This is a genomic window from Thalassospira sp. TSL5-1 (assembly GCF_001907695.1).
Classification (GTDB): domain Bacteria; phylum Pseudomonadota; class Alphaproteobacteria; order Rhodospirillales; family Thalassospiraceae; genus Thalassospira.
Genome location: NZ_KV880638.1, coordinates 1,461,906 through 1,487,594 on the forward strand (window position 1 = coordinate 1,461,906; position 25,689 = coordinate 1,487,594).

The window sequence follows — 25,689 nt, forward strand, 5'->3', positions numbered from 1 at the left end:
ATTGTCCCGTTTGGGGAAACAATAAGGTGCCCGAATAGAGGTTGTTCGGGCGCTTTTTTGTGCCAGATTCAAAGTAACTGTTCACCACCACGCGGTGGTGCCCGATTTTGAAGAAAGGGAGCTTTCCCGATGAAAAATGACGATGTTAACCTGCGCAAGGTCGCCCGGACAATCCGGGCAATGGATACCTCGGATGGGGCCGGTGTGCGCCTGAAACGGTCTGTTGGCTCGCCTGCTTTGCCAATGCTCGATCCGTTTTTGATGCTGGACTCGATCTCCAGCGACAAGGCGGATGACTATATTGCCGGTTTCCCCGAACATCCCCATCGGGGCTTTGAAACCGTGACCTATATGGTCGAAGGGGCGATGCGCCATAATGACAGCATTGGGTCAGAGGGCGTTTTACGCTCTGGCGGGGTGCAGTGGATGACGGCCGGCAGCGGCATTATCCATTCCGAAACGCCAGAACAGGAAGATGGCCTGTTGCAGGGTTTTCAGCTTTGGATCAACCTGCCCGCCAAGGACAAAATGCAACGTCCGCGTTACCAGAACCTGGAGGCCCATGAGGTTGCCGAAGTCAGCCCGGCAGCAGGCGTGGATATTCGTCTGGTCGCCGGTTCCGCCTTTGGCAAAACCGGGCCGGTCTCGGGTATTTCGACCGAACCGGTGTTTATGGATGTCAAACTGGCGCCCAATGCCGAAGTGACCCTGCCAGTGCCAGAGGGGCACGCCGCCCTTGTCTATATGTTCATTGGCGATGGCGAGGTTGCCGGTCGTTCCCTGCCCACCCATCATCTGGCGGTGCTCAAGGATGGCAATGCGGTATTGCTGAAGGGCGGTAGCGAAGGCGGACGATTGTTGCTGATTGCGGCCGCACCGATTGACGAACCCATTGCCCGTCACGGTCCGTTTGTAATGAACACCCGCGAAGAACTGATGCAGGCCTTTGAAGATTTCCAGCGCGGCCGCTTCGTGCGCGAAAAAGCCGTCGGACAGGGCTGACGTTACGTTATTTCGGCAAAAGAAACGCATTTCAAGCACAACGGGCGAGGGAGTTTACTCCTTCGCCCGTTGTGTTTTGTGTCATCATCAAAATGCGATATGATGACAATACATTTGGTAAAACGAGTTTGTTTATAGCCTGATCATGACGCCCGAGCATTACATAGATAGGTTGCTGCAAAAATATCAAAAATATCCAGGTTTTCCCTTTGACGACTGGGTGCAAAACGCGGGTTCGTTTTATGCGCTTATCAATATTTGGGATGAAATTTTCAAAGCTTCTGCCGGAAAATTATTTGCCGATTATGTTGCTTATGGTGATGCACAACAGGATGAATACTCGTTCATTTATCGAGTTAAACATGTAAAGAAGAATGCTGTTGTTTGGATTACTCCATCCTGGCCTGCGTTAAAAACGAAGATTGGCGGTGATGGCGGGATTCTTGAAACGGTATATCCGCCGGAGATGCAGCCAAGGGATGACAAGTATGAGTTGAATATCAATTCAGACCTGGATAGAGACCGTCTCGTTTGTTTCTTTGAAATGATCAGGCATTTTATCCACAATCTTCCGGAAAATAGTGTTGATGTAGAACGCCACAATAAGATGTACATCGAGAGATATGGAAAATACTTTGGTTGGTGAGATTTTAATTTATATAATGCGCCGTTGTTTTGTGATGCTGGTATGAAAGATGATAGGATAAAATTTTTTCTATTCGCATGATATGTAAATGTAAATTTTAAGTAATTTAGTTGCGAAATATGACGCCGGAAACCTGCATTGACGCACTTCTTGAAAAATACAAAAAGATTCCAGACTTTCCCTTCGGGGATTGGTCGGAGAACTTTGTTTCTTTTGGTGTTTTGAAAAAATTATGGGGCGAGGTCTTTTCTGCTGCTGCAGGGACGAACAAACAAGGTTACAAAGCTTTAGGTGAAGCAACACAACAAAAAGATTCGTATATCTACCAAATATATGAATCTGGTTCGAGAAAGAAATTCCGGGTGACATATAGTGAAAAGGGCGGAACTTTTCATGTTCTAACAAACATTGTTGATCCGGGGCTGGAAGATTTGGATGAATATGAGTTGGGATTTGTTGTGGATTTGGAACGAGATAGGCTGGTCTGTTGTTTTAAGATGATCCAGTATTACGTTTCAAGATCGATAAAAAATGACAATGATCTCAGGGCTATGAATGAAATGTTTGTCGATCGCTATGGGAAATATTTTGGTTTTGAGAATTATAATCCGTTCAATTCACCTTTGTTTCCCGTCACCGAGATAGAAGATGACGATGATGAGGAGCTGCTTTGAGTGCGCGATACGCAGTTTCTCTATCCATTTCCACTTCCATTTGGTCAGACATAAAGACCTAAAGGTTCTGATGTGCCGCTAACGGTTCGGACCCCAAATCAGCGGCAGCGCCGGGGAACAGGCGGTAAACGGTTTGCCAGCCATCCTTGGGGTCGCGGCATGCGCGGCCAAAGAAGGTGATTGGTTTTTTCTGGCCCATGTCAATATCGGCGCGGTATTCGCGGCAGAAGCGTCCGTTAAGCTGGAAGGTTCTAAGCGGTTCGATGGATGTTTTGCCGATTTTTTCCGAATCCGTGGCAAGAGCAGCCTTTTTGACCTGTCCGCTTTGGGTGGTTTCGAGCGTTTCATTGATCAGCATATCCAGCCCGGCACTATCGAGCTTGGTGCTATCTTTGCCATTGGTGGCAATAACCGGATGTTGAGTGACCGTTGTTGTGCGCTGGTAAATGCTGCCGGCGAAAAAGGCGATGGCAAGGGCCGCTGCCATGCCAGCCCCGGCCCACCAGCGGGCAAAGGTTTTTCCCGTACTGCGAGGTTGCGGGCGGTGTTCGACGGTGCTGTCCTGATCATACCCGTTATATTTGCCATACATCGCGGTCATGGTATCGCCCGTTTCGCTCTGGCTGTTTTGCGCCTGCCGGGTCAGGGCGTGTGTCGCGGGTACAGGGTTTTGCTGCTGATAGGTGGCAAGCGTGAGCAGATCGTCACTATTTTGCCTGTTCGGTGTATCCGGGCCATTTTTACCTGTGGCCGGGAACAGAAATTTTTCGTCGGTCAAAAAGGTATGGATGCGTTGGTTCTTGTCGGAGCCATGCAGGCCAAAACCGGCATCCAGAATGGCATCAATGCGGTTCTGAAGGACCGGTGGGACATCTTCACCATATGATCCGTCCGCAAGCTGGTCAGCCTGAAACGCCATGATCTCCAGGCGTTCGCGCAGGGCAGCATCATGCTCCAGACGAAGTTCCAGTTTTTCGCGCGCCGGGGCGTCCAGTTCATCATCCAGATAAGCCGAAATCAGCAAATCGTCATTGGGTGTAATGAGTGCGGTCATGGAATCCCCCGTTTAATCTCGTGCGGTAGTACAGAATGGTCGGCGTCATGCAAATCAATCAGCGCACGGCGGGCGCGGGCAACGCGGCTCATCACTGTGCCATCGGGCACCTTTAATATCTCGGCAGCTTCGCGGTAGCTGTATCCTTCAACCAAAACCAGTGTCAGTGCGGATCGCTGGTCCGCGGGCAATTTGGCCAGGGCAGCACGTAAAAAAACGCGGTCACTGCCCCCGTGGCCCTGCATTGGCATGCCGGCGTCGCGGGCATCTTGCAATGATATGACATTGCCGTTGCGTTGTGCGCGACGCTTTTCGTCAATCCAGGTGTTTTGCACAATTTTGAACATCCAGCTATCCAGGCGCGTGCCGGGTGTAAATTGTGCCAGGCTTTCAACAGCCTTGATATAGGCGTTTTGCACCAGATCTTCAGCCGCCGCACTATCGCGGGTCAGGGACCGGGCAAAACGAAGTATGCGGGGCAGCAAACGGGACATTTCGTCGCGAAGCGCCGGGTCGAACCTATGTGTCTGCATGGCATCCAGATAAGTCGTGTGAAGGGACAACGTGTAGGGGCGAATTTTTATTCCGCATATTTTTTAAAAAGTTTTTGGAAGAAATAGGGCAACGTGAACGTTGTTCCCCTGAAAGCAGACAAAAACGGGGTTTCGCATCGGGAGAAAGCGGATGTCCCAGGGACAGATGGTGCTGCTTCGATGGTTGTTGCCTGCCGCGATGGGCGGTGTCGCAATAATCGTTTTGGCGGTTACGCCTTTGTCGGCCCAAACGGCGCGTGATGGCTTTTGGCCTTTTTTCACCGCGACGGATGGTGCGGCAAGGGTTTTGAAAACAAGTGTATCTTCTGATGCTGCGGGGGCCGCATCGGGGCAGGATACAATAATTTGGCCTGGTGCGGGCATGCCCGTATCTGGCCCGTCTCCTCATGGGGACGACACGGTTGGTGCGCCAGACACTGGTTCATTGCCACAGAATGACACGGTTGCAAAAGGGCATGCCGGATATGAATTGCGAGACAGGGGCGCACGCGCAACGCGCGATCTGCCGCCCGGTATTCGTGATATTCCGGATATGGCGGGGGATTTGCCCGGTGTCATTTGGCACATGTTTGGCGCACCGGCCGGGTCGGACATCGGGCCCGACCAGGAACGAAAGTTTATAAAGGAAGGCTGGCCGTCGTTGTCGCAAAAAGCCGGGCAAAAGACAAACCTGGTGGCGAGACAGCCCGCAAAGGAATTATGTGCTGGCGGGAACTGCCCCGACAGTACCGCGCCGCAAGGCGCACAAGGTGTCACGGGAAGCACGACCGGGACCAGCGGCACCTGATGGCTCGAAACGTTTGATTCTGTCGTTTCTGAGCCCTGCCGCTCGTTGGGACACGTGCAAACTAACACCCCGCCAGTTTTGACTGGCGGGGTTCTTTTTGTTTGGTCCTTAACGGAGATGCTGTCCCTCGATCCGGTGCCGCGAAAACAAAACCCCGCCAGAATAAAATCTGGCGGGGTTCGTATTTTCAAAGGCAAACCTGCCGGGCAATTACATGCCCATTGCGGTTTTCAGGCCTTCGTCAAGTTTGTCGAGGAACTGGTTGGTGGTCAGCCATTTCTGGTTCGGGCCGATCAGCAATGCCAGGTCCTTGGTCATGAAGCCCGATTCGACGGTGTCAACACAGACTTTTTCAAGGGTTTCGGCAAATTTGACAACTTCCGGGGTCCCGTCGAATTCACCACGGTATTTCAACCCTTGCGTCCAGGCAAAGATCGACGCAATCGGGTTGGTCGAGGTTTCTTTGCCCTGCTGGTGCTGACGGTAGTGGCGGGTCACGGTGCCGTGTGCGGCTTCGGCTTCAACGGTCTGCCCATCCGGCGTCATCAGAACCGAGGTCATCAGACCCAGCGAGCCAAAGCCCTGTGCAACGGTGTCAGACTGAACGTCGCCGTCATAGTTTTTGCAGGCCCAAACGAAACCACCGTTCCACTTCATGGCACAGGCGACCATATCGTCGATCAGGCGGTGTTCATAGGTGATGCCGGCTTCTTTGAACTTGTCGGCAAATTCGGCGTCGAAAACTTCCTGGAACAGGTCTTTGAAACGGCCATCATAGGCTTTCATGATGGTGTTTTTGGTCGACAGGTAAACCGGCCAGCCCAGCGACAGACCATAGTTCATGCAAGCACGGGCAAAGCCCTTGATGCTGTCATCAAGGTTGTACATCGACATGGCGACACCCGAGGACGGGAAATCGAACACTTCATGTTCGATCGGCTCGCCACCGTCGGCCGGCTGGAATTTGATGGTCAGCTTGCCTGCACCGGGAACCTTGAAGTCGGTCGCACGGTACTGGTCACCAAAAGCGTGACGGCCGATCACGATCGGCTGGGTCCAGCCCGGAACCAGGCGCGGCACGTTTGAGCAAATGATCGGCTGACGGAAAACAGTGCCACCAATAATGTTGCGGATGGTGCCGTTCGGCGACTTCCACATTTTCTTCAGATCAAATTCTTCAACGCGCTGCTCATCGGGGGTGATGGTGGCGCATTTGACGCCAACGCGATGTTCCTTGATGGCATTTGCGGCATCAATGGTGATCTGGTCGTTGGTTTCGTCACGTTTCTGGACCGACAGATCGTAATATTTCAGATCAATGTCGAGATAGGGCAGGATCAGTTTGTTTTTGATGAAGTCCCAGATGATGCGGGTCATTTCGTCGCCGTCAAGCTCGACGACCGGGTTCTTCACTTGAATCTTGCTCATAAAATACTCCCTTTCTGGCCGCTGCCAGGTATCAGCGCGGCTGCCATTTGACAAGGTGGGTCAAACTATCCGGCGCGCGAGGGAGCGCCCTGGCCGCGTCGGGAGATCGCAACATACAGGATGCGACCGCAAAATCAAATAGGCTCGCGCAACTTCCTGCGCAAGATAATTCATCAAATAGTCTACAGCCCTGAAAACCGCCATTTTTGCCGTGAACCGGGAAGTTGCCAAACCGGTAAAAGCGTTTAAGTGCGTTAAGAAGGGCGGCGTTGTTCGGCAATCGGTTTGCCCTGCCCGTATCCTGCCAGAAACATGTCAACCGCTAAGGTAACATGTTGTTTCAGATCACCGGCACTGGGTTCCCAGCCGACATAGGTCAACTGGCGAAAATCGTAATCCGACTTGATCAGACTGACCAGAAAGCGTGCCGCCTGTTCCGGGTCGTGGTCGGGAAAGCGGCCAAGTTTGATTTGTTGGGTGAAATATTCGGTCAGCAGGCGCCGCCCGGTCATCATCCCGCTTTCATAAAAGACTTTGCCCAGATGCGGGAAGCGCGGCACTTCGCTTAGAAACATGCGCAAATAGCGCAAGGTGTCGGTACGGGTCAGGGCCGTCATCAGGTTTTCACCAAATTCGATCAACGTGTCGCGCAGCGGTTTTTCCGAAAGCGGCAAGTCGCGCATGATTTGGGTGATTCGCGCCGTACAATTGCGAATCACCGCTTCGAATATGCCATCCTTGTTGCCAAACAGCTCGTAAATCGTTCGTCTGGACCCACCGGCCTCAGCGATGATCATTTCCAGCGTCGTGCCAGACAAACCATATTCGCAAAAAAGTTCGCGGGCGGCCTCGATAATGGCTTCGCGGCGTTTTTCTGTGCGCGGATCAATCTTCTTTGTTTCGGACAAGGTGCCATTCCATTTTTGGGTCAATTTAGAACTTGACCAAGGGTACTGGCCGGTACCATATTGCACGAAATGGTACTGATCAATACCAAAAGGAACGAAGACATAAAATGAGCGTGAAAAAAATCCTGCTGCCAGTCATTGCTTTGGCGGCAATCGGCGGTGGTGTGTATTACGGTTTCTATTGGGTGACAGAAGGTCGCTTCCATGAAGAAACCGACAATGCCTATCTTCATGCCGACCAGGTGGCGATCTCGCCCAAGGTGTCGGGCTATATTGACCGCCTGCTGGTTGAAAATAACCAGAGTGTCAAGAAGGGCGACCTTCTGATGGTGATCAATGATGCCGATTACATGGCGAAATATGACCAGGTCCGAGCGGCACTCGAGTCTCGTATTGCTGCACTCGACACAATGGACAAACAAATTGCCCTGCAACAGGCCTCGATTGATCAGGCCCAGGCCAATGTTGCCATTGCCGAGGTGGAACATAGCAAAACCAGCGAAGATTTTGACCGTTATAAAGACCTGGTCAAAAAGGGGGCTGCCAGCCGCCAAAAATATGATTATGCCGTGGCCGATCGCAACAAGGCCATTGCCCAGGTTAATGCAGCAAAAGCGACCCTTGCGGTTCAAAAAGGCCAGCTTGAAGTGCTGAAGGCACAGAAAGTTGAAACCGAACGCAGTGTTTCCGAGGCCCGTGCCGATCTCGACCTTGCCCAGCAGTCGCTGGATGATACCCGCCTTTATGCGCCCTTTGACGGCGTGATCGGTAATCGGTCGGTTCAGCTTGGTGCGCTGGTGCAGCCCGGCCAGCAATTGGCTGTTTTGGTGCCGTTGCCGGGTGTGTATGCCGTTGCCAATTTCAAGGAAACGCAAATCGGCCACATGGCGCCGGGTCAAAAGGTCAAACTGGAGGTCGATGCCTTTCCCGATAGCGAAATTACCGGTGTGATCGATAGTTTTGCCCCGGGCACGGGCGCACAATTCAGCCTGCTGCCGCCCGAAAATGCGACGGGCAATTTCACCAAAATCACCCAGCGCGTGCCGGTTCGCATCCGGCTTGATAAAAGCCCGGTTGCCGATGCCTTGCGCCCGGGCCTGTCGGTGGTGGTGGATGTTGATGTGCGTGATGCCTCTGGCGAAATGCACGCCGCGGGCACTGGCCTTGACCCGCGCGTTGCCCAGATCCGCGATGTATCGGAGCTGCAATAATGGCAAGTGGCAGCCAGACTTCGCGCAAGGACGGTGGTGAAAACGGTGCGGCTGCCCCTGCACACGCCAAGGCCGCCCCGGCACCTGCTCTTGGCCCGGACCATGTTGATCCCCTGCATTTTATTGGCTGGATCGCGATGGTCATTGGCATGTTCATGGCCATCCTCGATATTCAGATCGTTGCCAGCTCGCTGGAAGATATTCAGGCGGGTCTTTCCGCCAGCCCGGATGAAATTGGCTGGGTTCAGACCTCCTATCTGATTGCCGAAGTGGTAATGATTCCGCTTTCGGGCTTTCTTTCGCGCCTGATTTCGACACGCTGGCTGTTTGTGCTTTCGGCTGCTGGTTTCACGATCATGAGCATCTTTAGTGCGATGGCCTGGTCGATCAACAGTATGATTCTGTTTCGCGCCCTTCAGGGGTTCCTGGGCGGGGCGATGATTCCGACGGTTTTTGCCACCACTTATATTATCTTCCCGAAATCGCGGCAAAATGGCGCCAGTGTCTTGATCGGGCTGATTGCGACAATGGCGCCCACCGTCGGGCCCACATTGGGCGGCTATCTGACCCAGTCGCTGTCCTGGCACTGGCTGTTTCTGATCAATGTGGTGCCGGGCATTATTGTTGGCGCGGTTGTTGCCATGACCCTGCATATCGACAAGGGCGACCGGTCGCTCCTTAAGGGGTTTGACTTTGAAGGTCTGGTCGCGATGGCGGTGTTTCTGGGCAGTCTGGAATTTGTGCTGGATGAAGGCCCGCGTAATGACTGGTTCGATGATCAGGCCATAGCTTACGGCACGGTGATCTGTGCGCTGTCGGGGTTCTATTTTCTATGGCGGATGTTCACCTACGAAAAGCCGATTGTCGATCTGACCTCTTTCACTGATCGCAATTTCTCGATGGGCTGTATCTTCAGCTTTACGCTGGGCATCGGGCTTTATGGCAGTGTCTATATTTTGCCGCTTGAACTGGCCCGTGTGCGCGGTTTCGACAGCTTGCAAATCGGCACCATTATGGCCGTGACCGGAACCTGCCAGTTCCTTTCTGCCCCTATTGCGGGGCGGCTGATGAAGGTTTTGCCGCCGCGTGTTTTGCTGGGCTTTGGTTTGGCACTGTTTGCGGTAGGCGTTGGACTGAACGGCTTTCAAAACAGCCAGTTGGGCTTTGATGAATTGCTTGTGCCCCAGGCGTTGCGGGGGTTTGCCCTGATGTTTTGCATGTTGCCCATTACCAATTTGGCGCTGGGGACTCTGCCGCATGACAAAATCAAGAATGCGTCGGGTTTGTTTAACCTGACACGTAATCTGGGCGGCGCAATTGGTCTGGCCTGTATCAATACGTTGCTTGATAACCGTTCCGACCTGCATTGGGCGCACCTGGCGGAATATATCAATCCGGCCAATCCGATGTATCAGAAATACTTGCATACATTGACCGCACGTTACGATGCGATGGGGATCGCCGAACCGGCAACGGCGGCCATGAAGTCGATTGGCAATATTATCATGCGGGAATCGACCATGATCGCCTTTAACGATGTTCATTTGGCAATGGCGGGTGCCTTCGTTCTTGCCCTGATGTTGCTGCCATTGGCAAAGAAACCACAAATATCGGCAGAGGCCGCACCAGCCCATTAACCCGAACAGGGCTGGTAGCGTTTCATTTGTCACCCGATAAACCGCGCATGTTTCCCCCCCCGACCCCGCCTGCGCGGTTTTCCGACCCCCGAACGGCCCTGCGCCGTTCGGGGGTTTTGGTTTTATGGACCCCGAACCCGTCCAAAACGAACAAACGACGCCAGCATAAACTGGCGCCGTCTGTCCGGCGGGGCGGGGGAGGGGAAAAATGTCTATTTTTGTGCCGCGCAGGCCGTAGCGGGGGGTAGCTTTTGTGACGACGTGCTGGCGGCGCGTTTTTGGCGGGCGTAGCGGCGACTCAGGGTAATGGTGATAATTCCACCTGTCATAAAGGCCGCGCAGACCCAGAAAATTCCGTCGGGTTCCGGTGTCGGCACGGTGGTAAAGCGCGCGGTAATAAATTCGATCCCCATCAGGATAAAGGTCAGCGAGCTTGCCGCGAGAAAATAGGTTTCAACCCCGGCCAGCTTGATCGACCGCAGGGTCAGCACCATTGCCGGGCCCCGAAACAGTACACCGACGAGGAAGCCCGAAATCAGGGTGGGCCAGCCAAAGAAATTTTCCAGTGACAAAAATGGCATCTCGAACGGCAGGACAAGGCCGATCAGCGGCGGGAAAACCAGGAAAATGACCGATGTGACCAGCAATAAAACGCCGGTAAAGCGCAAATGCGCCCAACTGTCGCGCACCTGATTATAGGGGTGCTTTTCCGCGACGATGGATGACGAGATGGATGTGATTTCACTTGCCAGCATCAGCCACACGGCCGGATTGGAAAATCCGCCCGGTAAATGCCACGACATCAGCAACACGCCAGCAAGTAAAAGTGCATGCCCGATCCATTCGGTTTTATGCGGCGGACGTCCCAGGAACAACATGGCGGCAAGGGCGGCCAGCGGCATGCCGCTTTGCGACATAATGCCACTTTGCGGCGATGATATATACAGCAGGGCCGCCGTCCATGTGACGCCCGTCAACACCCGTAACATGCCATACAGCCAGTTCAGCGGCAGGTAAAACTGCCGCCAGGGAATTTTGCGTCCCGGTGACAAAATAATCAGTGCCAGCCCGCCAAAAGCCAACTGCCAGCAGGTCATGGCATAGGCATCGGCATGGAATTGCAGCAGGGCAAGACGGTTTGCCACCAGCAATAACGCCCATGTGAGCATGTTGACCACAAGCAGTATGAAAACAGGCATATGAAAAATCTCAAATTTGTATGAACATGTGTAGTCTTGCAGGTTTAAAAATGAATATCTATGCTTCAATTTTATGCAGGGTTATTCATATTTGTATCACCGAGGCGGCAAGGCCGCGACACGAACCGCGCAATCATGAACATTTTGCGTTCCGGGGTGTGGATGGGGGATGCGGCAAGCCATGCAGGGTGAAGAATGATCGTTGTTAAGGGATCGGAACAGGTCAAATGCTGACAGTTAAAATGCCGGACTGGGACCATATTCGCATGTTTCTGGGCATTGCCCGCGCGGGTAGCCTGCGTGCGGCCTCGCAGGAAATGGGCATAAGCCAGCCCACCGTCGGACGGCATCTTTCCGTTTTGGAAGAAAGCCTGGGGGTTACATTGTTTGACCGCCTGCCCGAAGGCCTGCGCCTAACCGAAGCCGGGCGGGATTTGATGCCCCGGGCCGAAGCAATGGAAACGGCGGCATTGGCATTTCATCGGCATGGTGACGCCATTTCCGGCATGCGCGACCGACAGGTCCGTCTGACCGCAAGCCCATGGTCGGCGCTGTTTTTATCGGGTGAAATCGGCACCCGGCCCGAGGGGCTGTTTGCCGAAATTCGCCAGTCGGATGATACGCAGCTGTTAACCAAGCGCGAGGCCGATGTGGCCGTGCGTCACGGTTTGCCCCTGACGGGCGATTTTATCACCCGCAAGCTGGGCTCGATTGCCTGCGCGGTTTATGCCGCACCGGCCCTGGCGGCCAGCATGCTGGCAATGACCCGGGATCGCCTTTTCATTGATGCCCCTTGGGCCTGCTTTGCCGAGGAATTTGATCTTTATGATAGCCAGCGTTGGGTTTTGGGACATCTGGGCGATGCCAAGCCGGTTTTTCGCGCCGGAACAACCCCGATGTTGCAACAGGCCCTGCGCAGCGGTATCGGGGCTGGTATTTTACCGTGTTTTATGGGCGACGAAGACCCCCGTCTGACCCGCGTTTCCCAACCGATTTCGGCCTTGAATTCCGACATATGGCTGATTGTTCATCGTGACTTGCGCAAGGCCGAAGGTGTTGTTCTTGCCAGCGACTGGGTGGTGGAGTGTTTCAAAAGCCAGCATTTTCGCCTGAGTGGCGCTGCGGGCCATGCCGCGCATCAATGCAATTTGGTTTGAGGTTTGAATGTCGTGAACAGTTCACCTGTTGCAAATAACGAGAAAAAATAAAGCCCGCCCCAATTTAGGGGCGGGCTTGCACGATACAATCGTTTATCGGTTTATTTTGCGATCATTTCCTTGGGCAGTGGTGTTGCATGGGTGCTGACAGGCAGGATTGGATACACGATTTGGGGTTCTTGCCCGGTCAGGGTGCGCAGGAATGCGGCAATGGCGGCAACTGATTTGTCGTCAAGTTCGGTGCCAAGCTGGCTGGTTGCCATGATGCCAACCGCCTGTTCCAGGTCCCAGACCTTGCCGGTATGGAAATAAGGCGCGGTCAGTTCGATATTGCGCAAGGGACCTGCGCGGAAGACATAATCGTCATCGGCGGTATGGGTGACGGCAAACCGGCCCTTGTCATTGGCTGGCAGAATATCCGCCCCCGGTTTTTCAACCACGCCAAACGGGTAATAGCCATTCCCGCCGATATTTACGCCATTATGGCAGGAGGCACAGCCGCTATCCATAAACAGGGCCAGGCCTTCTTTTTCCTGTTTGGTCAGGATGGCATCATTGCCTTCAAGGAACTGGTCAAACCGGGATGCCGGGGTGATCAGGGTGGCTTCAAAGGCTTCGATGGCTTTGGCCATATTGTCGAAGGTTACAGGGTCTTTTTCACCGGGGAATGCCTTGGTAAAGCGATCGACATATTCCGGCATGGATTTAAGGGTGGTTACCACGCGGTCCGGCGTGCTGGCCATTTCGACACCGGCCTGAACCGGGCCTTTGGCCTGTGCCTTCAAATCGGCTGCGCGGCCATCCCAGAACTGGGCGATGTTAAATACAGCGTTTAAGACCGTCGGGGCATTACGCGGGCCTTTCTGCCAGCCGTGACCGATTGATGTTTCAAGGTTGTCATCACCCCCCATCCCCAGATTGTGGCAGGTATTGCAGGAAATGAGCGCACTTGACGACAGTCGCGGTTCAAAAAACAGCATTTTGCCCAGTTCGACCTTTTCATGGGTCACAGGGTTGCCTTTAACCGCAGGCACGGCAGACGGGACAACTTCAAAATATCCACTGGCAGCCGTGCGCAGGGCGGCATCGTCCCCCTGGTTGGCCGCAAGGGCATGGCTAACAAATCCGACGCACAGGGCAGAGGCCCCCAGCAGCCGGACGATGGTGCGGGCGGTGTTCATGATCGTTCCCTCTCTCTTGTATGGGAACGGTTACATCATCACTGCAACCTCTTGATAACCATGATTTATGTCAAATATCTAATTTAATGTTATTTAATGTAAATAAGCTTGTATTGCGCTTCAAATCGTTAAAAAATGTATTCTTGCGACTCACCATAAAACGATGTGTTTCTGTTCACAAAGCGGCAGGTAATATCCGTTTTATCGGGGATATACACGCAGGGATGCTTTTGAGTTTTTGCAACTGTCATACAGCGTAAGCCTGGATATCAATAATACCGGTTGGAATCTCATAACTATCTTCGCGGCCCAAAACCTGGTCAGTCAGGTATTGGGCCATGACGGGTGCCAAAATGAAACCGGGATGGGCGATTGCCAGAAACAGATTTTCAATATGTTTTACGCGACCAATCCGGGCTTTTCCGTCAATACTATCGGGGCGATCCCCGATCTGAACAGACAGGATGCGCGGATTTTTACCCCCCCGAAACACCCGGCATACAGATGCCAGTGTTTGATCGGCCAAATCCTGCAAGGCGGTTTTGGTCGGGTTTTTGGGCATGTCTTCGGCAATGATGAAACGGTTCTTTTCAAGTTGGCGTATTTCAAGCTCCGGTCCGCATAAAATGCCGTGAAAGCCGGGAATTTCTGCCTCCAGGGTGATTAAAACCGCAGGTGACGCGATAATGCCGTGCTGATCGCCAAAGGGGGCAAGCAGCGGGATGCTGCCCGTTGCCGATGCAACAATAACCCGATCGGTTGCCAGTGCTGCGCCATCAATTACAACGGCGCTGGCCCGGTTGTGTTGCACAACGATCTGCTCCACGTTGCGACCAAACATCATTTCAGCGCCCAGCCTTTTAAGCGCCTGACAGTAATGTGCCATCACATTGCGTGGATGCAGGGCAAAATCATGGGCGCAATAGGCCGCATAATCGGGCGGATTGATCACAAAGGGGGCCAGTTTGGCAAATTCGGCACGGTTGAGCGCACGGGGTGCAGCACCGTGTTGCTGGTGGCGATGGACCAGATCAAGGGTTTGCCGGGCATCATCTGTCCATAGCAGGGAGCTTGTTGCCGGGGAAAAAAGCCTGCCGTCAAAATCTGTGTTCAGGGCATGGTAACGGTCAAACGCCGCACGGCAATAACGATGCGCGGCAGGGTCATCGGCGGGGTCGCGGGTGATGTAGTTGATCCAGCCAAAGGATCGGTCGGTAACGCCCCGTCCTGGAGTTTCTTCGCGATCCATTAGACGGACAGATACCCCGGCGCGGGCCAGGAAATAGGCCACTGTCATCCCGACAATGCCTGCACCAATGATCGTCACATGGGGGGAAGTCATTATTGCGTTCCTGATGTTTTTAAGGCGACTGCCGTGCCAACAGGAACAAAAGATGCGCTAAAAATGCAAAGGGTGCAACGTGGCACCCTTTGTGATCCTTTGTGACGTATGGTTTGTTCTGATCTGGTCAGATCAAACGATCCTGCCGCCTGTTACAGCAGCTTTTCCTTGGGATCAAATTTCGGTCCCGGTTCGGCGGAAAGCTTTTCAAACACGCCTTCCAGCGTATCGGCCACCGAATAAAGCTGGCGGTTGCTGGGGCGGGCAAAGCCTTCCTCGATGATGCCATCAATCATATCCAGGCATTTATCCCAGTAGCCAAGCGCGTTTAAAAACACCAGCGGCTTGTCATGAATGCCAAGCTGGCGCAGGGTCAGGGCCTCGAAGGCTTCGTCAAGGCTGCCCAATCCGCCAGCCAGGGTGACAAAGGCATCAGACCGGCGGAACATTTCCACCTTGCGTTCATACATGGATTTACACACGATCAGTTCCGAAAGCCCGGCATGGCCGACTTCGATATCGTCTAGATGGGCCGGAATAATGCCGACAACATTGCCGCCATTTTCCATGACCGCATCGGCAACGGCACCCATCAGGCCAATGCGCCCGCCGCCGTAAATCAGGGTCATGCCGCGTTCGGCCATCATTTTGCCAAAGGCGATGGCGTTTTCCTTGTGCTGGGGGTTCACACCGTTTGATGCACCGCAAAATACACAAATCGAGTTTATTTTCGTCATGGCGGCCTGCCTTTCTTGTTATCTTGTTGCAGGAAAGAAACCTTAAGCATTCTCAATGTCTCTTTCATCGCCAGCTTACCGTATGATATGCCTGCGCCGTCAATGATATCTTGATGTCAAAAAACGATTTTCCGAAAGGTCTTTGCCCGCCGCGATTGCAGTGCGCAAATTCCCGCGGCAAAAGCGCAGCCCGATTTGTGCCGCAATATGCCGTATTGTGTCGGTCCCGCTCTGTGCAGATGCGTAACGGCACTTTGTGGCAGATGTGATAGGTGTGGCCGGTACGCCCGAAACAGAAACTGAAAGTTATTAAGGCAGGTTAAGTCAGCGTGTTTGTCGACAGTCCCTTCTGGTTTGCCATTCTTGTTTCCGGTGTGATTGCCGGGGTTTTGATGCTTGCCCTCTGGCTGGGGCTGGATCGTCCTGTGGCACGGCGTATTGTGCTCTCTGCCATAATTCCCGCCATTCTGGTGGCGGTTCCGGCGGCGGTGGGCCTGCCTGAAGGCATGCGCGGCGGGGCCGGGGCGGTGCTGGCGGTTATTCTGATTGGCGGGTTGGCCGGGATCATGATTGATGTGGCGCGGTTTTCGGCGCGCATATCATCGGTTTTGGCCGCAATTGTCATTGTTGGTGGGGGCTGGCTGGTGCTGGGTGATGAAACCGGGGGCACGGCAGCCCTGCTATCGCGGGTGGCCCGCCCTGAAACGGCAAATTCTGTTTCGGTTCTGGCATGGGCGGTTTACCTGCTGGTGGCAATGGTGCTGGCCTATGTGACTTTGCCCGATTTTACCGCCGATACCGCCGATGACGTATCGACAAGCGGCAAGGCTAAGCCCAAGGGCAAATCGGCCAAGGTCACCACTACCCGTAAAAACAAAACCACAACCGATACATCACAACCGCCGGATCGCGGGCCAGGTGCGCTATCGGTGTTTTTGGCTCTGGTGCTGGGCATGGGCGTTATTGCCGTTCAGTTTGGCCTGCGCGATTTGAAAATTTTGTACGGTGCAATGGCAGTGGCGTTGCTGATGGCGTTGATTTCCGAAAAGGCAGCACCGCAATATCGCGCCGCTGTGTGGTTGTCGATGGTGGGGGCGATTATGGTGGCCGGTGCCACGGCCATTTTGCGCGCCCCGGCCAGCCTGGTGGCCCATGCGGTGTTGTTGCTGGTGTTGTTTGCCGGGGCAGGGGCCACGATATTGCAAAAGGCGTTGCGCCTGGACCGCGTGGCAAATGGTGATGCAACCGGAGCCGAAGCCGGCCTTGCCTGGGCCGGGGCGGCGTTGGTACGGGGGCTGGCATTGGCATTGCCGGTGTTTATGGCGGCTTTGGTGGCCTATATCGGGGCGTCAATGTCGCAGCCGTAAAGCAGGCAGGGCTTTAAGGGCAGCTTTGTGACGGTTGTGCCCCATAATCGGTTAATCCACCGGGAAATGGCTTGAAATCGGGAATATTAACGCCCAGATACGATTATGACGGGTCAATTTTCATATTTGCAACGGCATGATGCAATTCCGGCTTTGTTACGGTATGGAAACTGTGCGATGAAAGTAGTACAAGTTTCCGATTACCGTGTCGGGGGTGGGGGCGGAATTCCGGTTTCTATGATGAATGCCGCGTTTAGACGTGATTCTGACCTTCGGCGAACAAAAGATAACCATCGTTCAAGGATATTTTTCCGGTGAAACGACCTTATATCCTCGTCATTATCGGCGTTTTGCTGATCATTGCAGCTATCGTTTTGAATTATACGCTTACCGGTTCTGTCGATGATGATGCCGATACGGTTTCATCTGCACCGCCATCCCAGGCAGATAATGCTGGAAATAGCGGGCAGAGTGCGGCACCAAAGCCCGATACAACGGCACAGGCGTCTGACGATGACAAGGCACCGGATGTTTCCGATCCCAGTTTTGACGTTGTGCGTGTCAGCCCGGATGGCAATTCGGTTATCGCCGGTCGCGCTGAACCCAACAGCAAGGTGCGTGTGCGCGAAGGCGAGGACGTCATTGGCGAAGCTACGGCCGATGACCGTGGCGAATGGGTGATTTTGCCAGAAAGGCCCCTGGAACCGGGCGACCGCGAGCTTTCGGTTGAAAGCGAAAGCAAGGATGGAAAAATTAAAAGCGGCAACGAGGATGTTGTGGTCCTGATCCCGGAAAATCCATCCCGGGAAACCACAGCGCCGATTGTGACCCAGAAAGACGGCGATGATACTGCTAAGACCGATGACGGTAAAAAGCCGATCATTGCATTGCGTGTCCCATCCGAGGGGAAAGGCCCGGCAACTGTATTGCAGGGGCCAGGGGCGGTTGCTGAAAATAGTGAAATTGCCAAGGCGGCCAACCAGGCTGCCCGCGATGCCGGCCTGCCGGAAATTGCCAACACCCGGCCACGGTTGAGTGTAGGCGTGGTGGATTATGACGAAAAGGGCCAGGTTTCCATGTCTGGCGATGCGGATCCTGACCATAATATCCGGGTTTATCTGGATAACAAATTTGTCGGGAATGCGCTGTCAGACGACAAGGGCGACTGGGCCGTCACCCTTGGTGCCGATATTGATCCCGGACAGTATAAATTGCGTGCCGACGAGGTAGATAAACAGGGCAAGGTGGTTGCCCGGATCGAATTGCCCTTCGAGCGTGCCGATGCCAAAAAGGCGATGGAACCGGGATCGCGCTATGTTGTGCAGCCGGGCAACAGCCTGTGGCGCATTGCGCGGCGGGCCTATGGGGATGGTATCCAGTATTGGGTGATTTATCATCGCAACGAAGACCAGATCCGCGATCCCGACCTGATTTATCCGGGGCAGATTTTTGCCTTGCCCGAACAGAAAAAGGCGAATTAAACCGATCTGAAACAGCAATAGCGTCTTGGGCGTTATTGCTGTTTTGTCCTTTTGCCATCGACATTGCCTTTTCCCGGCTTATATCAGGGCAACGATCGGGGCCGGGTATCAACCGATGATCCGATAAATCCATGATACCGGGCCGTTGGCGTGGTGTCTGATTTCGCGAGATGTATGAGGGGGTAAATCCGTTTTTGCCCTTTTGTGCTTAGCCGATTATCGGGCGGTTTATTGGCCTTTATGCGGGGCGAAACGTGATGATTTTCACAGAAATGCCCGCCCAGGACAGGCAAGGTGAGGGATCGCAGGGTGATCGTGTTGCGAAAAAAGTGCTTTTCCGGTGATCCCCCTTGTTGATGGACATGGATTGCCAGTGATAAGAACATGCCAGACGTGCCGCTGACCGGTGCGTTGCATTGCAACCAGGGAAGACAACTTTGAAATCCGTTCTTGTGCCGATCAATTCCGAAGGCTGGAAATTTATTGCAATTTTCGCCGCCGTGACCGTGATCCTGTTTCTGATTGCCGAGCCACTTGGCTGGATTGGTGTGATTCTGACGTTGTGGTGCGCCTATTTCTTCCGCGACCCCGACCGCGTGACGCCGACCAGCGACAATTTGGTCATCGCCCCGGCGGATGGCCGCATTTGCATGATTTCGCAGGCACCGCTGCCCAAGGAACTGGAACTTGAAGACCAGTCGCCGCGCACCCGTGTTTCGATTTTCATGAATGTGTTTAACGTGCACGTTAATCGCTCGCCGGTGAATGGCGAAGTGGTAGGCGAGGCGTATGTGCCTGGCAAGTTTGTCAATGCCGAGCTCGATAAGGCATCGGAAAATAACGAACGCCAGATTTTGCTGGTGCGCGATGGAGCAGGCCGTGAATTTGGCGTGGTTCAGATTGCCGGTTTGGTCGCCCGCCGTATTCTGTGTGATGTCGGTCGTGGTTCGATCCTCAAGGCAGGCGAACGTTTTGGTCTGATCCGTTTTGGGTCCCGCGTGGATGTCTACCTGCCTGCCGGTGTGGAACCGAAGGTCTGTGTTGGTCAGCTTACCGTTGCTGGTGAAACGGTGCTGGCGGACGTATCTGAAACCGAAGCAACACCCGCAACCGGGGAGATTCGTTAATGCCCTATGGTCCCAATCGCAACCGGCCGCGGCGGTTCAAGGCACTGTCCCTGTCCCGTTTGGCCCCGAATGTCGCGACCCTTATGGGGATGTGCGCGGGTTTGACCTCGATCCGGTTTGCCATGCAGGACCATTGGGAAGCCGCTGTTACTGCCATTCTGATTGCCGGGATCATCGATGGTTTGGATGGGCGGCTGGCCCGGATGCTCAATGCGTCCAGCCGTTTTGGTGCCGAACTTGACTCGCTTTCGGATTTTGTCTGCTTTGGTGTGGCCCCGGCCCTGTTGATGTATTTCTGGTCGCTGCATCAGTTGGGGCCAATCGGCTGGGCCCTGTGCCTGTTATTTGCCGTGTGCATGTCGTTGCGTCTGGCCCGGTTCAATACCCAGATGCTGGGCGAACCGGAAATGCCGACCTGGGCTTATCGCTTTTTTACCGGGGTTCCCGCCCCGGCGGCAGCGGCCCTGTCGATGTGGCCGATTGTGTTAAGCTTCCAGTTCGGCGAAGGTATTTTTGATACCCCCTTTATCACCGCCCCCTACATTGTGTTGATTGCGGTGTTGATGGTTTCGCGCATGCCGACCTTCAGTTTTAAAAAGGTCAAAGTCCCGCGTGCCTGGGTCTTGCCGCTAATGTTGGCATTCGGGGCGTCGGTCGCGTTTCTGGTTTCGTCGCCCTGGCTGACCCTGTCGGTCATTGCCGGTGTTTATTTTGCGACCTTCCTTTTCAGTTATCGGTCCTATCGTCGCATGGGCGTTGAACAACAGCAGCGCGAAGATGAAACCGAGGAAGAAGAAGATCTCGGTCAGTCCGATGACGACCCAGAAGATGGCCTGAACCGCGTTCACCAGAACTAACGGTTTCGGGTATAGGGCGCATTCGCGACCCTGCAAGGTGAAATTCCCTTAAAACAGGGCCAGCCAGCGTCGTCGGCTGGCCCTGTGTTTTTTTGGGGCTGGCAGGGCTATGGTCGGGCCTGCAAAAAAGCAGCCCTTGTCAGGAGCAGCTTTTGTAAAGGGTTTTTTGGGGGGCTTGGTTGTTACCCCTTCATCATTGGGGGAAGCCTTTGGGCCCGCTGTGATCATTCCGATCCATGTTGCGTTTATTGCGCCAGTGCTGCCAGCGTTGGCCGATCCTGCCCACCATCAATAGGGCGCAGGGGGTAAAGACCAGTGTCAGAACCGTTGCAAAGGTAAGGCCAAAGGCAATCGAGGTTGCCAACTGCACCCACCATTGGGTGGAAGGGGCCCCAATGGAAAATTCGCGGGTGACAAAGTCGATATTGATTTGCAGGACCATTGGCACCAGGCCCAAAATGGTGGTCACGGTAGTTAACATCACCGGGCGCAGGCGCTGGGCGCAGGTTTGCAGAATGGCATCTTCGATGCTGTCCGCCGTTAGTTTTAGCCGGTCATAGGTATCGATCAGCACGATATTGTTGTTAACCACGATGCCTGCCAGCGCGACAATGCCGATTCCGTTCATGACAATCGAAAAGGGCTGACCGGTAAGCAGCAATCCGCCCAACACCCCGGCCGTCGACATGATGATGGCGACCATGATCAGAAGCGAACTGGTGATCGAGTTAAACTGCGTTACCAGAATAATGAACATGATAAACAGGGCAGCCGAAAAGGCATTCTGAAGGAAGGCTGCCGATTTTTGCTGTTCTTCGTCCTGGCCTTTGAACTCGACATTGACACGTGGGTCAATATCAAGGGTTTTCAGCCATTCTTTGACTTCTTGCACCTTGGTATCGACCAAAATGCCTTCGGTGACGTCAGCCTTGACCGTGAGCGCGCGGCGGCTGTCCACCCGATGCAGGGTGCCGGTTTTGGGTTCTGCGGTGCGGGTGACGAAATTTGAAACCGGCACCAGCCCCTTGTCGGTGACAATATTCAGGCGTTGCAATTCCTCCAGGGTGCGGCGATTTTCCGGGAAGCGGCCCACAATATCAATTTCCTCGGTCGAATCATCGGGCCGGTAGGTGGAAAACAAAATACCGTTTGTCACCAGCTTGACCGTATTGCCGATGGTGGCAATATCCGCGCCAAATTTTAGGGCCTGGGCACGGTCCACCTTGTATTCCCAGTCAATGCCGGGCGGTGATTTGCCGTCTTCAAAATTGTAAAGACCACCGATTTTTTGCAGCCCGGCCATAATTTCGGCCGAAGTTTTATCCAGAAGCTCCGGGTAAAGCGAACGCAACTGGATCTGAACATCCTTGCCCTGGGGCGGTCCGGCTTCCGCAGCCTGGATTTCAACCTGAATGCCCGCCAGATCCCGGGTGGCTTCAAGGATTTTATGTTCTATCTCACTGGCTTTGGGTCGCAATTGCCAATTGGCATATTCCAGCTGGATCACGCCAATTACATCTTCCGGGCTGTCACCACCGCCCTGGGCGGATGCCCCAGCCCGACTATAGACCGTATCAAACCAGTGATGGCCACTCTCGGAATGGTCATCAAGGGCAAGGATGCGGTCTTCGACCTGATGCACCAGGGCGTCCTGTTCGTAATAGGACATATTGCCCCGTGCGCGAATTTGTACGGCGGCATTCTCCGGCTCGACAGAGGGGAAAAATTCAAACCCCTTGCCAAATGAGTCAAAAGCCATCCACATCGCAATCAGGATCACGAAGGCAGCCGGAATGATCAGCCAGTAAACCCTGAGCGATTTTTGCAACACGCGAATATAAAAGCCGGTCCCGCCGGTCAGTTTTTTTAGTTTATCGGTTTCGCCTGCGGCCACGGCATCGAGGGCTTCGTTGGAACTGGTGCCGGGTTTGCCAAACCATGCGCCGACCGTTGGCACAAAAATAAGTGCCATTGCCAGCGAGGCCGACAGGGTAAACAGCACCGTAATGGGCAGGAATTTCATGAAATCGCCCACCACATCGGGCCAGAAGGCAAGCGGTAAAAACGCCGCCAGTGTGGTGGCCGTCGAGGCGATAATGGGCATCGCCATGCGTTTGGCCGCCAGCGGATAGGCCTGTTTGCGGTGCATCCCGTCAAGCATTTTACGGTCGGCATATTCGGTGACAACGATGGCACCATCGACCAGCATGCCAACCGCGAGAATAAGCGAGAAGAGGACAACGATATTCACCGTCATGCCCAGGCCCCACAAAATCAGGATCGCTGTCAGAAACGAGCCGGGAATGGCAAGCCCCACCAGCAGGCCGGACCGCCAGCCCAGCGACCAGATGACCACCACCATCACCAGCAGGATTGCCAGGATGACGCTGTTTTGCAGGTCATTGAGCATGGTGCGAATGTCGGAGGATTTATCCTGCGAGTAGGTGACTTTAACCGTCTCGGGGTAGGCGGCGGCATCTTCGGCGGTGACTGTTTTGACCGCATCAATCACATCAATGATGTTTTCGCCCACCCGTTTGGAAACTTCAATCGCAATGGCGGGGCGGCCATTTAACCGGGCAAAGCTGGTGGCATCCTTGAAGGTGCGGCGCACCTCGCCAATATCGCGGAAACGGATCACCGAATCCCCATCGACCAGCAGCGGCATGTTCAAAATATCATCGACATTCTCAAACAGGCCTGGAACCTTGATGTTAAAGCGCCCGGCACCGGTATCAAGCGCGCCTGCGGCCACCAGCGAGTTGGAATTGCGCACCAGCGAGACAATATCAACACCCCGGAGGCGGTAGCTTTCGATCTTCATGGGATCGATGACAAATTCCACCAGTTCCTCGCGATTACCGGCAAGGTTTGCCTCCAGAACCGCAGGAATGCCCTCAATATCGTCTTTCAGGTTCCGCGCCAGGCGTAAAAGGCTGCGTTCCGGCACATCACCGGACAATGTGACCACAAGGACCGGAAATAGCGACAGGTTTACCTCGTGGACTTCGGGGTCGTCGGTATCGTCGGGCAGGTCGGATTTGGCAATGTCCACCCGTTCGCGCACATCGGCCAAAGCATCGTCAATATTGACGTCGCTGTAAAATTCCAGCGTGACCGATGCCCCGCCCTGATAGGCCTGCGAGCGCATTTCCTTGACACCTTCGATGGTGCGCAATTGCTGTTCCATCGGGCGCAACAGCAGGCGTTCGGCATCTTCGGGGGAAATCCCCTCGTGATGGATTAGTACATACAGGATCGGAATTTGCACATCCGGGTCAGCTTCCTTGGGGATGGCGTTATAACCAACCCAGCCCGCCACCAGCAGCAGGATCAGCGTCATTATGACGGTGCGCGAACGGTTTAGCGCAAGATCAATAAGAGACATGGTTGAATTTCCTTTGCGCGCCGGTCAGTTGCCAGAAACGCTGGTGCTGGTGTTGCTCGCTTCGGCTGTTTGAGCTTTTGCGGTGCCGGTGGCCGGTGTGGCGCTGGTCGGAATATGGTCAATCCGGTCAATTGTTACGTTCGTACCTTCCTTGACCCAGTCCTGGCCGACAACAATCAGGTCGATCTTCTCGGGTAGGCCACTGACCCAGACCTTTTCGCGGTCGCCGCCCTGCAGGCTGACGGGGTAAAACACGACTTTGCCCTGTTCAACACCGCGCACGCCCAGTTCACCCTGATCATTCAGTGTCAGGGACGAGGACGCGATTTGGTGGGCTTTATCCGTGCCAACGGGAATAACCAGTTCTGCCGTCATGCCATCGGGAATGGAATGATCGGCATTGTCCATTTCCACCTCGATGCGGTAGGTGCGGGTATCATTGTTGCTGGCAATGGCGGTATAGCGCACAACGCCCTGTCGGGTGCGGCCGTCAAACAGGCGCACATGTGCCAGTTGTCCCACATGCAGCGCCCCGATGGAATGTTCGGGGATATGGGCAACCACCAGCATCGGGTCCGGTTGAACGATGGTGGCGATGATGTCGCCAACCGATACCAGATCGCCCATTTCAGCCGGGCGGGTTTCAATAACACCGTCAAACGGGGCGCGAATGGTGGTTTGGGTCAGTTCAACCTCGATGGCCTTTAAATCGGCACGGGCTTCTTCAAGCGCGGCTTTGGATTCCGCAACGCCGGTTTTGGAACGATAGTCCTTTTTTGCCAGGCTTTTGGCCGCGTCATATTCCAGTTCGCGCTGATCGACCAGGGCACGCGCCTTTTCCAGCCGCGCGGGGCGGTCATCGGCAGCAAGCCGCACGATCATGTCGCCCTTTTTAACCGTTGCACCTTTTTCAACAGCAATTTCAATAATGCGCGACGATGTTTGTGCGCGAATGTCGGATTTGGTCGCTGCCTCGGTGCTGCCGGTCTGGACCAAATGCCGAACATGGTCCTGTGCGCTTGATGCCATTACCCGGACAGACGGCAAAGGGGCTGCTGTTTGGGATGGATCGCCATTATCGGCAGCGCCTTTGGCAGCGGTGGCTGCGGTTTCCTGTGCCGGGGCGGGTTCCGCGCCGGGGATCATGCTTGAACCGATCCACAGTGCCGCGCCAACAACCAGCGCGATGGCGATCAAACGTGAAGCATTCATGGGTTTCGCGTTCCTAAAAGATCTGTGCCTAATTTTTGTTGCCGCCGCTGGGGCGGCATGGGCTGCCCGGGGTTAGGGCTGGCCGGAGTGGCGGTTGCGTAATTCGTCTAAAAACGGTTCTTTGTTTTTGCTGATAAAATCCAGCGTTGCCTTGCAAACCGCTTCCCCCAGGCCACCAATAAAATCGCGACCTGCCCTTTGGCAGGGATTTTCGGCATTTGCGGGTGCATTTGGGGCTGTCGCAGGGCAGGCTTCCTGGATGCGGTCAAGTATGGTTTCCTGGCGGGCGGCATATTCGTCAATCAGGGCTTCGCACAGTTCAACCGGAAGCTCGTGGGCAAAGGACAGCAAAAATAAAATATCCGATCGGTAGCGGTCCTCGCCGGGGCGGGTTTGAAACAGGGTGCGCAAGAAAGTCCGGCGGCCTTCCGGGGTCAGGCTGTAGACCTTTTTGTCGGGGCGGTTTTCCTGCTCTTGTGCGGTGAATGTTACCAGGCCTTCCTGACCCAGTTTTGTCAGGGCCGGATAGATCGAGCCAAGGGAAGCCATTTGAAAATAGCTGAAAATGCCGTCTTCAAACATTTTGCGGATCTCGTAACCGCTGGCGTCGCCCGCCATTAGCGCGCCGAGACATAGTGACCGGATATCCATCGCCGTTTTTGATGCCTTTATTCATGAATTTAATATATCAGTCCGATATAGTACGGATTGTTATATATCGAACCGATATAGTCAATTTC

At 54.3% G+C, this 25,689-nt stretch carries 22 protein-coding genes; 11 read left to right on the top strand and 11 right to left on the bottom strand.

The annotated features are described in order from the left end of the window. Positions 1–129: 129 nt before the first annotated feature. From LF95_RS16260 to LF95_RS16270, 3 genes are all read left to right on the top strand, one after another. Positions 130–1,002, top strand: coding sequence for a pirin family protein (locus LF95_RS16260; protein WP_073956036.1), 873 nt, complete (start codon positions 130–132; stop codon positions 1,000–1,002). A 145-nt stretch (positions 1,003–1,147) separates the two neighbouring features. Beyond that, a complete protein-coding gene (locus LF95_RS16265; protein ID WP_073956037.1) occupies positions 1,148–1,648 on the top strand; it encodes a hypothetical protein in 501 nt (166 codons plus the stop codon). Between the two features lie 119 nt (positions 1,649–1,767). Continuing rightward, positions 1,768–2,322 (top strand): hypothetical protein, encoded by a 555-nt coding sequence (locus LF95_RS16270; RefSeq protein WP_073956038.1) that lies wholly within the window; start codon positions 1,768–1,770, stop codon positions 2,320–2,322. 58 nt (positions 2,323–2,380) lie between these two features. Here the strand turns inward: LF95_RS16270 and LF95_RS16275 are convergent, their stop codons facing one another. Beyond that, a complete protein-coding gene (locus tag LF95_RS16275; protein ID WP_073956039.1) occupies positions 2,381–3,376 on the bottom strand; it encodes a hypothetical protein in 996 nt (331 codons plus the stop codon). Continuing rightward, complete coding sequence (locus tag LF95_RS16280; RefSeq protein WP_073956040.1) at positions 3,373–3,909, bottom strand: RNA polymerase sigma factor; 537 nt, start codon at positions 3,907–3,909, stop codon at positions 3,373–3,375. Before LF95_RS16280 ends, LF95_RS16275 begins: the two co-directional genes overlap by 4 nt. Positions 3,910–4,060: 151 nt before the next feature. Between LF95_RS16280 and LF95_RS22840 the strand changes: the two genes are divergently transcribed. Continuing rightward, the gene (locus tag LF95_RS22840; protein WP_143182066.1) at positions 4,061–4,717 is read left to right on the top strand and encodes a hypothetical protein; all 657 of its coding nucleotides are present in this window, start codon (positions 4,061–4,063) and stop codon (positions 4,715–4,717) included. Between the two features lie 210 nt (positions 4,718–4,927). Here the strand turns inward: LF95_RS22840 and LF95_RS16295 are convergent, their stop codons facing one another. Beyond that, positions 4,928–6,145, bottom strand: a complete 1,218-nt coding sequence (locus tag LF95_RS16295; protein WP_073956043.1) for an NADP-dependent isocitrate dehydrogenase — start codon at positions 6,143–6,145, stop codon at positions 4,928–4,930. A gap of 254 nt (positions 6,146–6,399) precedes the next feature. Then, on the bottom strand, positions 6,400–7,053 hold the full coding sequence (locus tag LF95_RS16300; RefSeq protein ID WP_073956349.1) for a TetR/AcrR family transcriptional regulator: 654 nt from the start codon (positions 7,051–7,053) through the stop codon (positions 6,400–6,402). Positions 7,054–7,160: 107 nt separating this feature from the next. Between LF95_RS16300 and LF95_RS16305 the strand changes: the two genes are divergently transcribed. Together LF95_RS16305 and LF95_RS16310 are read left to right on the top strand one after the other, a co-directional pair. Then, positions 7,161–8,264, top strand: a complete 1,104-nt coding sequence (locus tag LF95_RS16305; protein WP_073956044.1) for an HlyD family secretion protein — start codon at positions 7,161–7,163, stop codon at positions 8,262–8,264. Further along, positions 8,264–9,901, top strand: coding sequence for a DHA2 family efflux MFS transporter permease subunit (locus LF95_RS16310; protein WP_083607729.1), 1,638 nt, complete (start codon positions 8,264–8,266; stop codon positions 9,899–9,901). The genes LF95_RS16305 and LF95_RS16310 overlap by 1 nt, the downstream gene beginning before the upstream one ends. Positions 9,902–10,113: 212 nt before the next feature. On the opposite strand, the gene LF95_RS16315 is transcribed toward LF95_RS16310, so the two are convergent. After that, positions 10,114–11,100: an EamA family transporter gene (locus LF95_RS16315; RefSeq protein WP_073956045.1), complete on the bottom strand. Its 987-nt coding sequence runs from the start codon at positions 11,098–11,100 to the stop codon at positions 10,114–10,116. Between the two features lie 227 nt (positions 11,101–11,327). On the opposite strand from LF95_RS16315, the gene LF95_RS16320 reads away from it, so the two are divergent. Further along, positions 11,328–12,257 (top strand): LysR family transcriptional regulator, encoded by a 930-nt coding sequence (locus LF95_RS16320; protein WP_073956046.1) that lies wholly within the window; start codon positions 11,328–11,330, stop codon positions 12,255–12,257. A 101-nt stretch (positions 12,258–12,358) separates the two neighbouring features. Here LF95_RS16320 and LF95_RS16325 read toward each other — a convergent pair whose 3' ends face one another. The 3 genes from LF95_RS16325 to LF95_RS16335 all read right to left on the bottom strand — a co-directional run bounded on the left by LF95_RS16325 (position 12,359) and on the right by LF95_RS16335 (position 15,517). Further along, entirely contained in the window at positions 12,359–13,438 is a 1,080-nt protein-coding gene (locus tag LF95_RS16325; RefSeq protein WP_073956047.1) for a cytochrome-c peroxidase, read from the bottom strand. Positions 13,439–13,685: 247 nt separating this feature from the next. Continuing rightward, positions 13,686–14,780: an NAD(P)/FAD-dependent oxidoreductase gene (locus LF95_RS16330; RefSeq protein ID WP_073956048.1), complete on the bottom strand. Its 1,095-nt coding sequence runs from the start codon at positions 14,778–14,780 to the stop codon at positions 13,686–13,688. 152 nt (positions 14,781–14,932) lie between these two features. Beyond that, positions 14,933–15,517: an LOG family protein gene (locus LF95_RS16335; RefSeq protein WP_073956049.1), complete on the bottom strand. Its 585-nt coding sequence runs from the start codon at positions 15,515–15,517 to the stop codon at positions 14,933–14,935. A 329-nt stretch (positions 15,518–15,846) separates the two neighbouring features. On the opposite strand from LF95_RS16335, the gene LF95_RS16340 reads away from it, so the two are divergent. From LF95_RS16340 to pssA, 4 genes are all read left to right on the top strand, one after another. Next, positions 15,847–16,884: a hypothetical protein gene (locus LF95_RS16340; protein ID WP_073956050.1), complete on the top strand. Its 1,038-nt coding sequence runs from the start codon at positions 15,847–15,849 to the stop codon at positions 16,882–16,884. Positions 16,885–17,198: 314 nt separating this feature from the next. Then, entirely contained in the window at positions 17,199–18,365 is a 1,167-nt protein-coding gene (locus LF95_RS16345) for an Ig-like domain-containing protein (protein WP_073956051.1), read from the top strand. Between the two features lie 437 nt (positions 18,366–18,802). After that, a complete protein-coding gene (locus LF95_RS16350; protein ID WP_083607730.1) occupies positions 18,803–19,492 on the top strand; it encodes a phosphatidylserine decarboxylase in 690 nt (229 codons plus the stop codon). Then, the gene (pssA, locus tag LF95_RS16355) at positions 19,492–20,349 is read left to right on the top strand and encodes a CDP-diacylglycerol--serine O-phosphatidyltransferase (protein ID WP_073956053.1); all 858 of its coding nucleotides are present in this window, start codon (positions 19,492–19,494) and stop codon (positions 20,347–20,349) included. The genes LF95_RS16350 and pssA overlap by 1 nt, the downstream gene beginning before the upstream one ends. A gap of 193 nt (positions 20,350–20,542) precedes the next feature. Here the strand turns inward: pssA and LF95_RS16360 are convergent, their stop codons facing one another. The 3 genes from LF95_RS16360 to LF95_RS16370 all read right to left on the bottom strand — a co-directional run bounded on the left by LF95_RS16360 (position 20,543) and on the right by LF95_RS16370 (position 25,567). Beyond that, complete coding sequence (locus LF95_RS16360; RefSeq protein ID WP_073956054.1) at positions 20,543–23,737, bottom strand: efflux RND transporter permease subunit; 3,195 nt, start codon at positions 23,735–23,737, stop codon at positions 20,543–20,545. A 24-nt stretch (positions 23,738–23,761) separates the two neighbouring features. After that, the gene (locus LF95_RS16365) at positions 23,762–24,949 is read right to left on the bottom strand and encodes an efflux RND transporter periplasmic adaptor subunit (protein ID WP_073956055.1); all 1,188 of its coding nucleotides are present in this window, start codon (positions 24,947–24,949) and stop codon (positions 23,762–23,764) included. Between the two features lie 72 nt (positions 24,950–25,021). After that, a complete protein-coding gene (locus LF95_RS16370) occupies positions 25,022–25,567 on the bottom strand; it encodes a PadR family transcriptional regulator (RefSeq protein WP_252509793.1) in 546 nt (181 codons plus the stop codon). Between the last annotated feature and the right edge of the window lie 122 nt (positions 25,568–25,689).

What these genes read in the sequence shown, in the direction of transcription:
- LF95_RS16320 (WP_073956046.1), top strand. Translation starts at nt 11,328, where the DNA reads ATGCTGACAGTTAAAATGCCGGACTGGGACCATATTCGCATGTTTCTG.
- LF95_RS16280 (WP_073956040.1), bottom strand. Translation starts at nt 3,909, where the DNA reads ATGCAGACACATAGGTTCGACCCGGCGCTTCGCGACGAAATGTCCCGT.
- LF95_RS16330 (WP_073956048.1), bottom strand. Translation starts at nt 14,780, where the DNA reads ATGACTTCCCCCCATGTGACGATCATTGGTGCAGGCATTGTCGGGATG.
- LF95_RS16310 (WP_083607729.1), top strand. Translation starts at nt 8,264, where the DNA reads ATGGCAAGTGGCAGCCAGACTTCGCGCAAGGACGGTGGTGAAAACGGT.
- LF95_RS16295 (WP_073956043.1), bottom strand. Translation starts at nt 6,145, where the DNA reads ATGAGCAAGATTCAAGTGAAGAACCCGGTCGTCGAGCTTGACGGCGAC.
- pssA (WP_073956053.1), top strand. Translation starts at nt 19,492, where the DNA reads ATGCCCTATGGTCCCAATCGCAACCGGCCGCGGCGGTTCAAGGCACTG.
- LF95_RS16265 (WP_073956037.1), top strand. Translation starts at nt 1,148, where the DNA reads ATGACGCCCGAGCATTACATAGATAGGTTGCTGCAAAAATATCAAAAA.
- LF95_RS16360 (WP_073956054.1), bottom strand. Translation starts at nt 23,737, where the DNA reads ATGTCTCTTATTGATCTTGCGCTAAACCGTTCGCGCACCGTCATAATG.
- LF95_RS16315 (WP_073956045.1), bottom strand. Translation starts at nt 11,100, where the DNA reads ATGCCTGTTTTCATACTGCTTGTGGTCAACATGCTCACATGGGCGTTA.
- LF95_RS16270 (WP_073956038.1), top strand. Translation starts at nt 1,768, where the DNA reads ATGACGCCGGAAACCTGCATTGACGCACTTCTTGAAAAATACAAAAAG.
- LF95_RS16305 (WP_073956044.1), top strand. Translation starts at nt 7,161, where the DNA reads ATGAGCGTGAAAAAAATCCTGCTGCCAGTCATTGCTTTGGCGGCAATC.
- LF95_RS16370 (WP_252509793.1), bottom strand. Translation starts at nt 25,567, where the DNA reads ATGGCGGGCGACGCCAGCGGTTACGAGATCCGCAAAATGTTTGAAGAC.
- LF95_RS16365 (WP_073956055.1), bottom strand. Translation starts at nt 24,949, where the DNA reads ATGAATGCTTCACGTTTGATCGCCATCGCGCTGGTTGTTGGCGCGGCA.
- LF95_RS16260 (WP_073956036.1), top strand. Translation starts at nt 130, where the DNA reads ATGAAAAATGACGATGTTAACCTGCGCAAGGTCGCCCGGACAATCCGG.
- LF95_RS16325 (WP_073956047.1), bottom strand. Translation starts at nt 13,438, where the DNA reads ATGAACACCGCCCGCACCATCGTCCGGCTGCTGGGGGCCTCTGCCCTG.
- LF95_RS16275 (WP_073956039.1), bottom strand. Translation starts at nt 3,376, where the DNA reads ATGACCGCACTCATTACACCCAATGACGATTTGCTGATTTCGGCTTAT.
- LF95_RS16335 (WP_073956049.1), bottom strand. Translation starts at nt 15,517, where the DNA reads ATGACGAAAATAAACTCGATTTGTGTATTTTGCGGTGCATCAAACGGT.
- LF95_RS22840 (WP_143182066.1), top strand. Translation starts at nt 4,061, where the DNA reads ATGTCCCAGGGACAGATGGTGCTGCTTCGATGGTTGTTGCCTGCCGCG.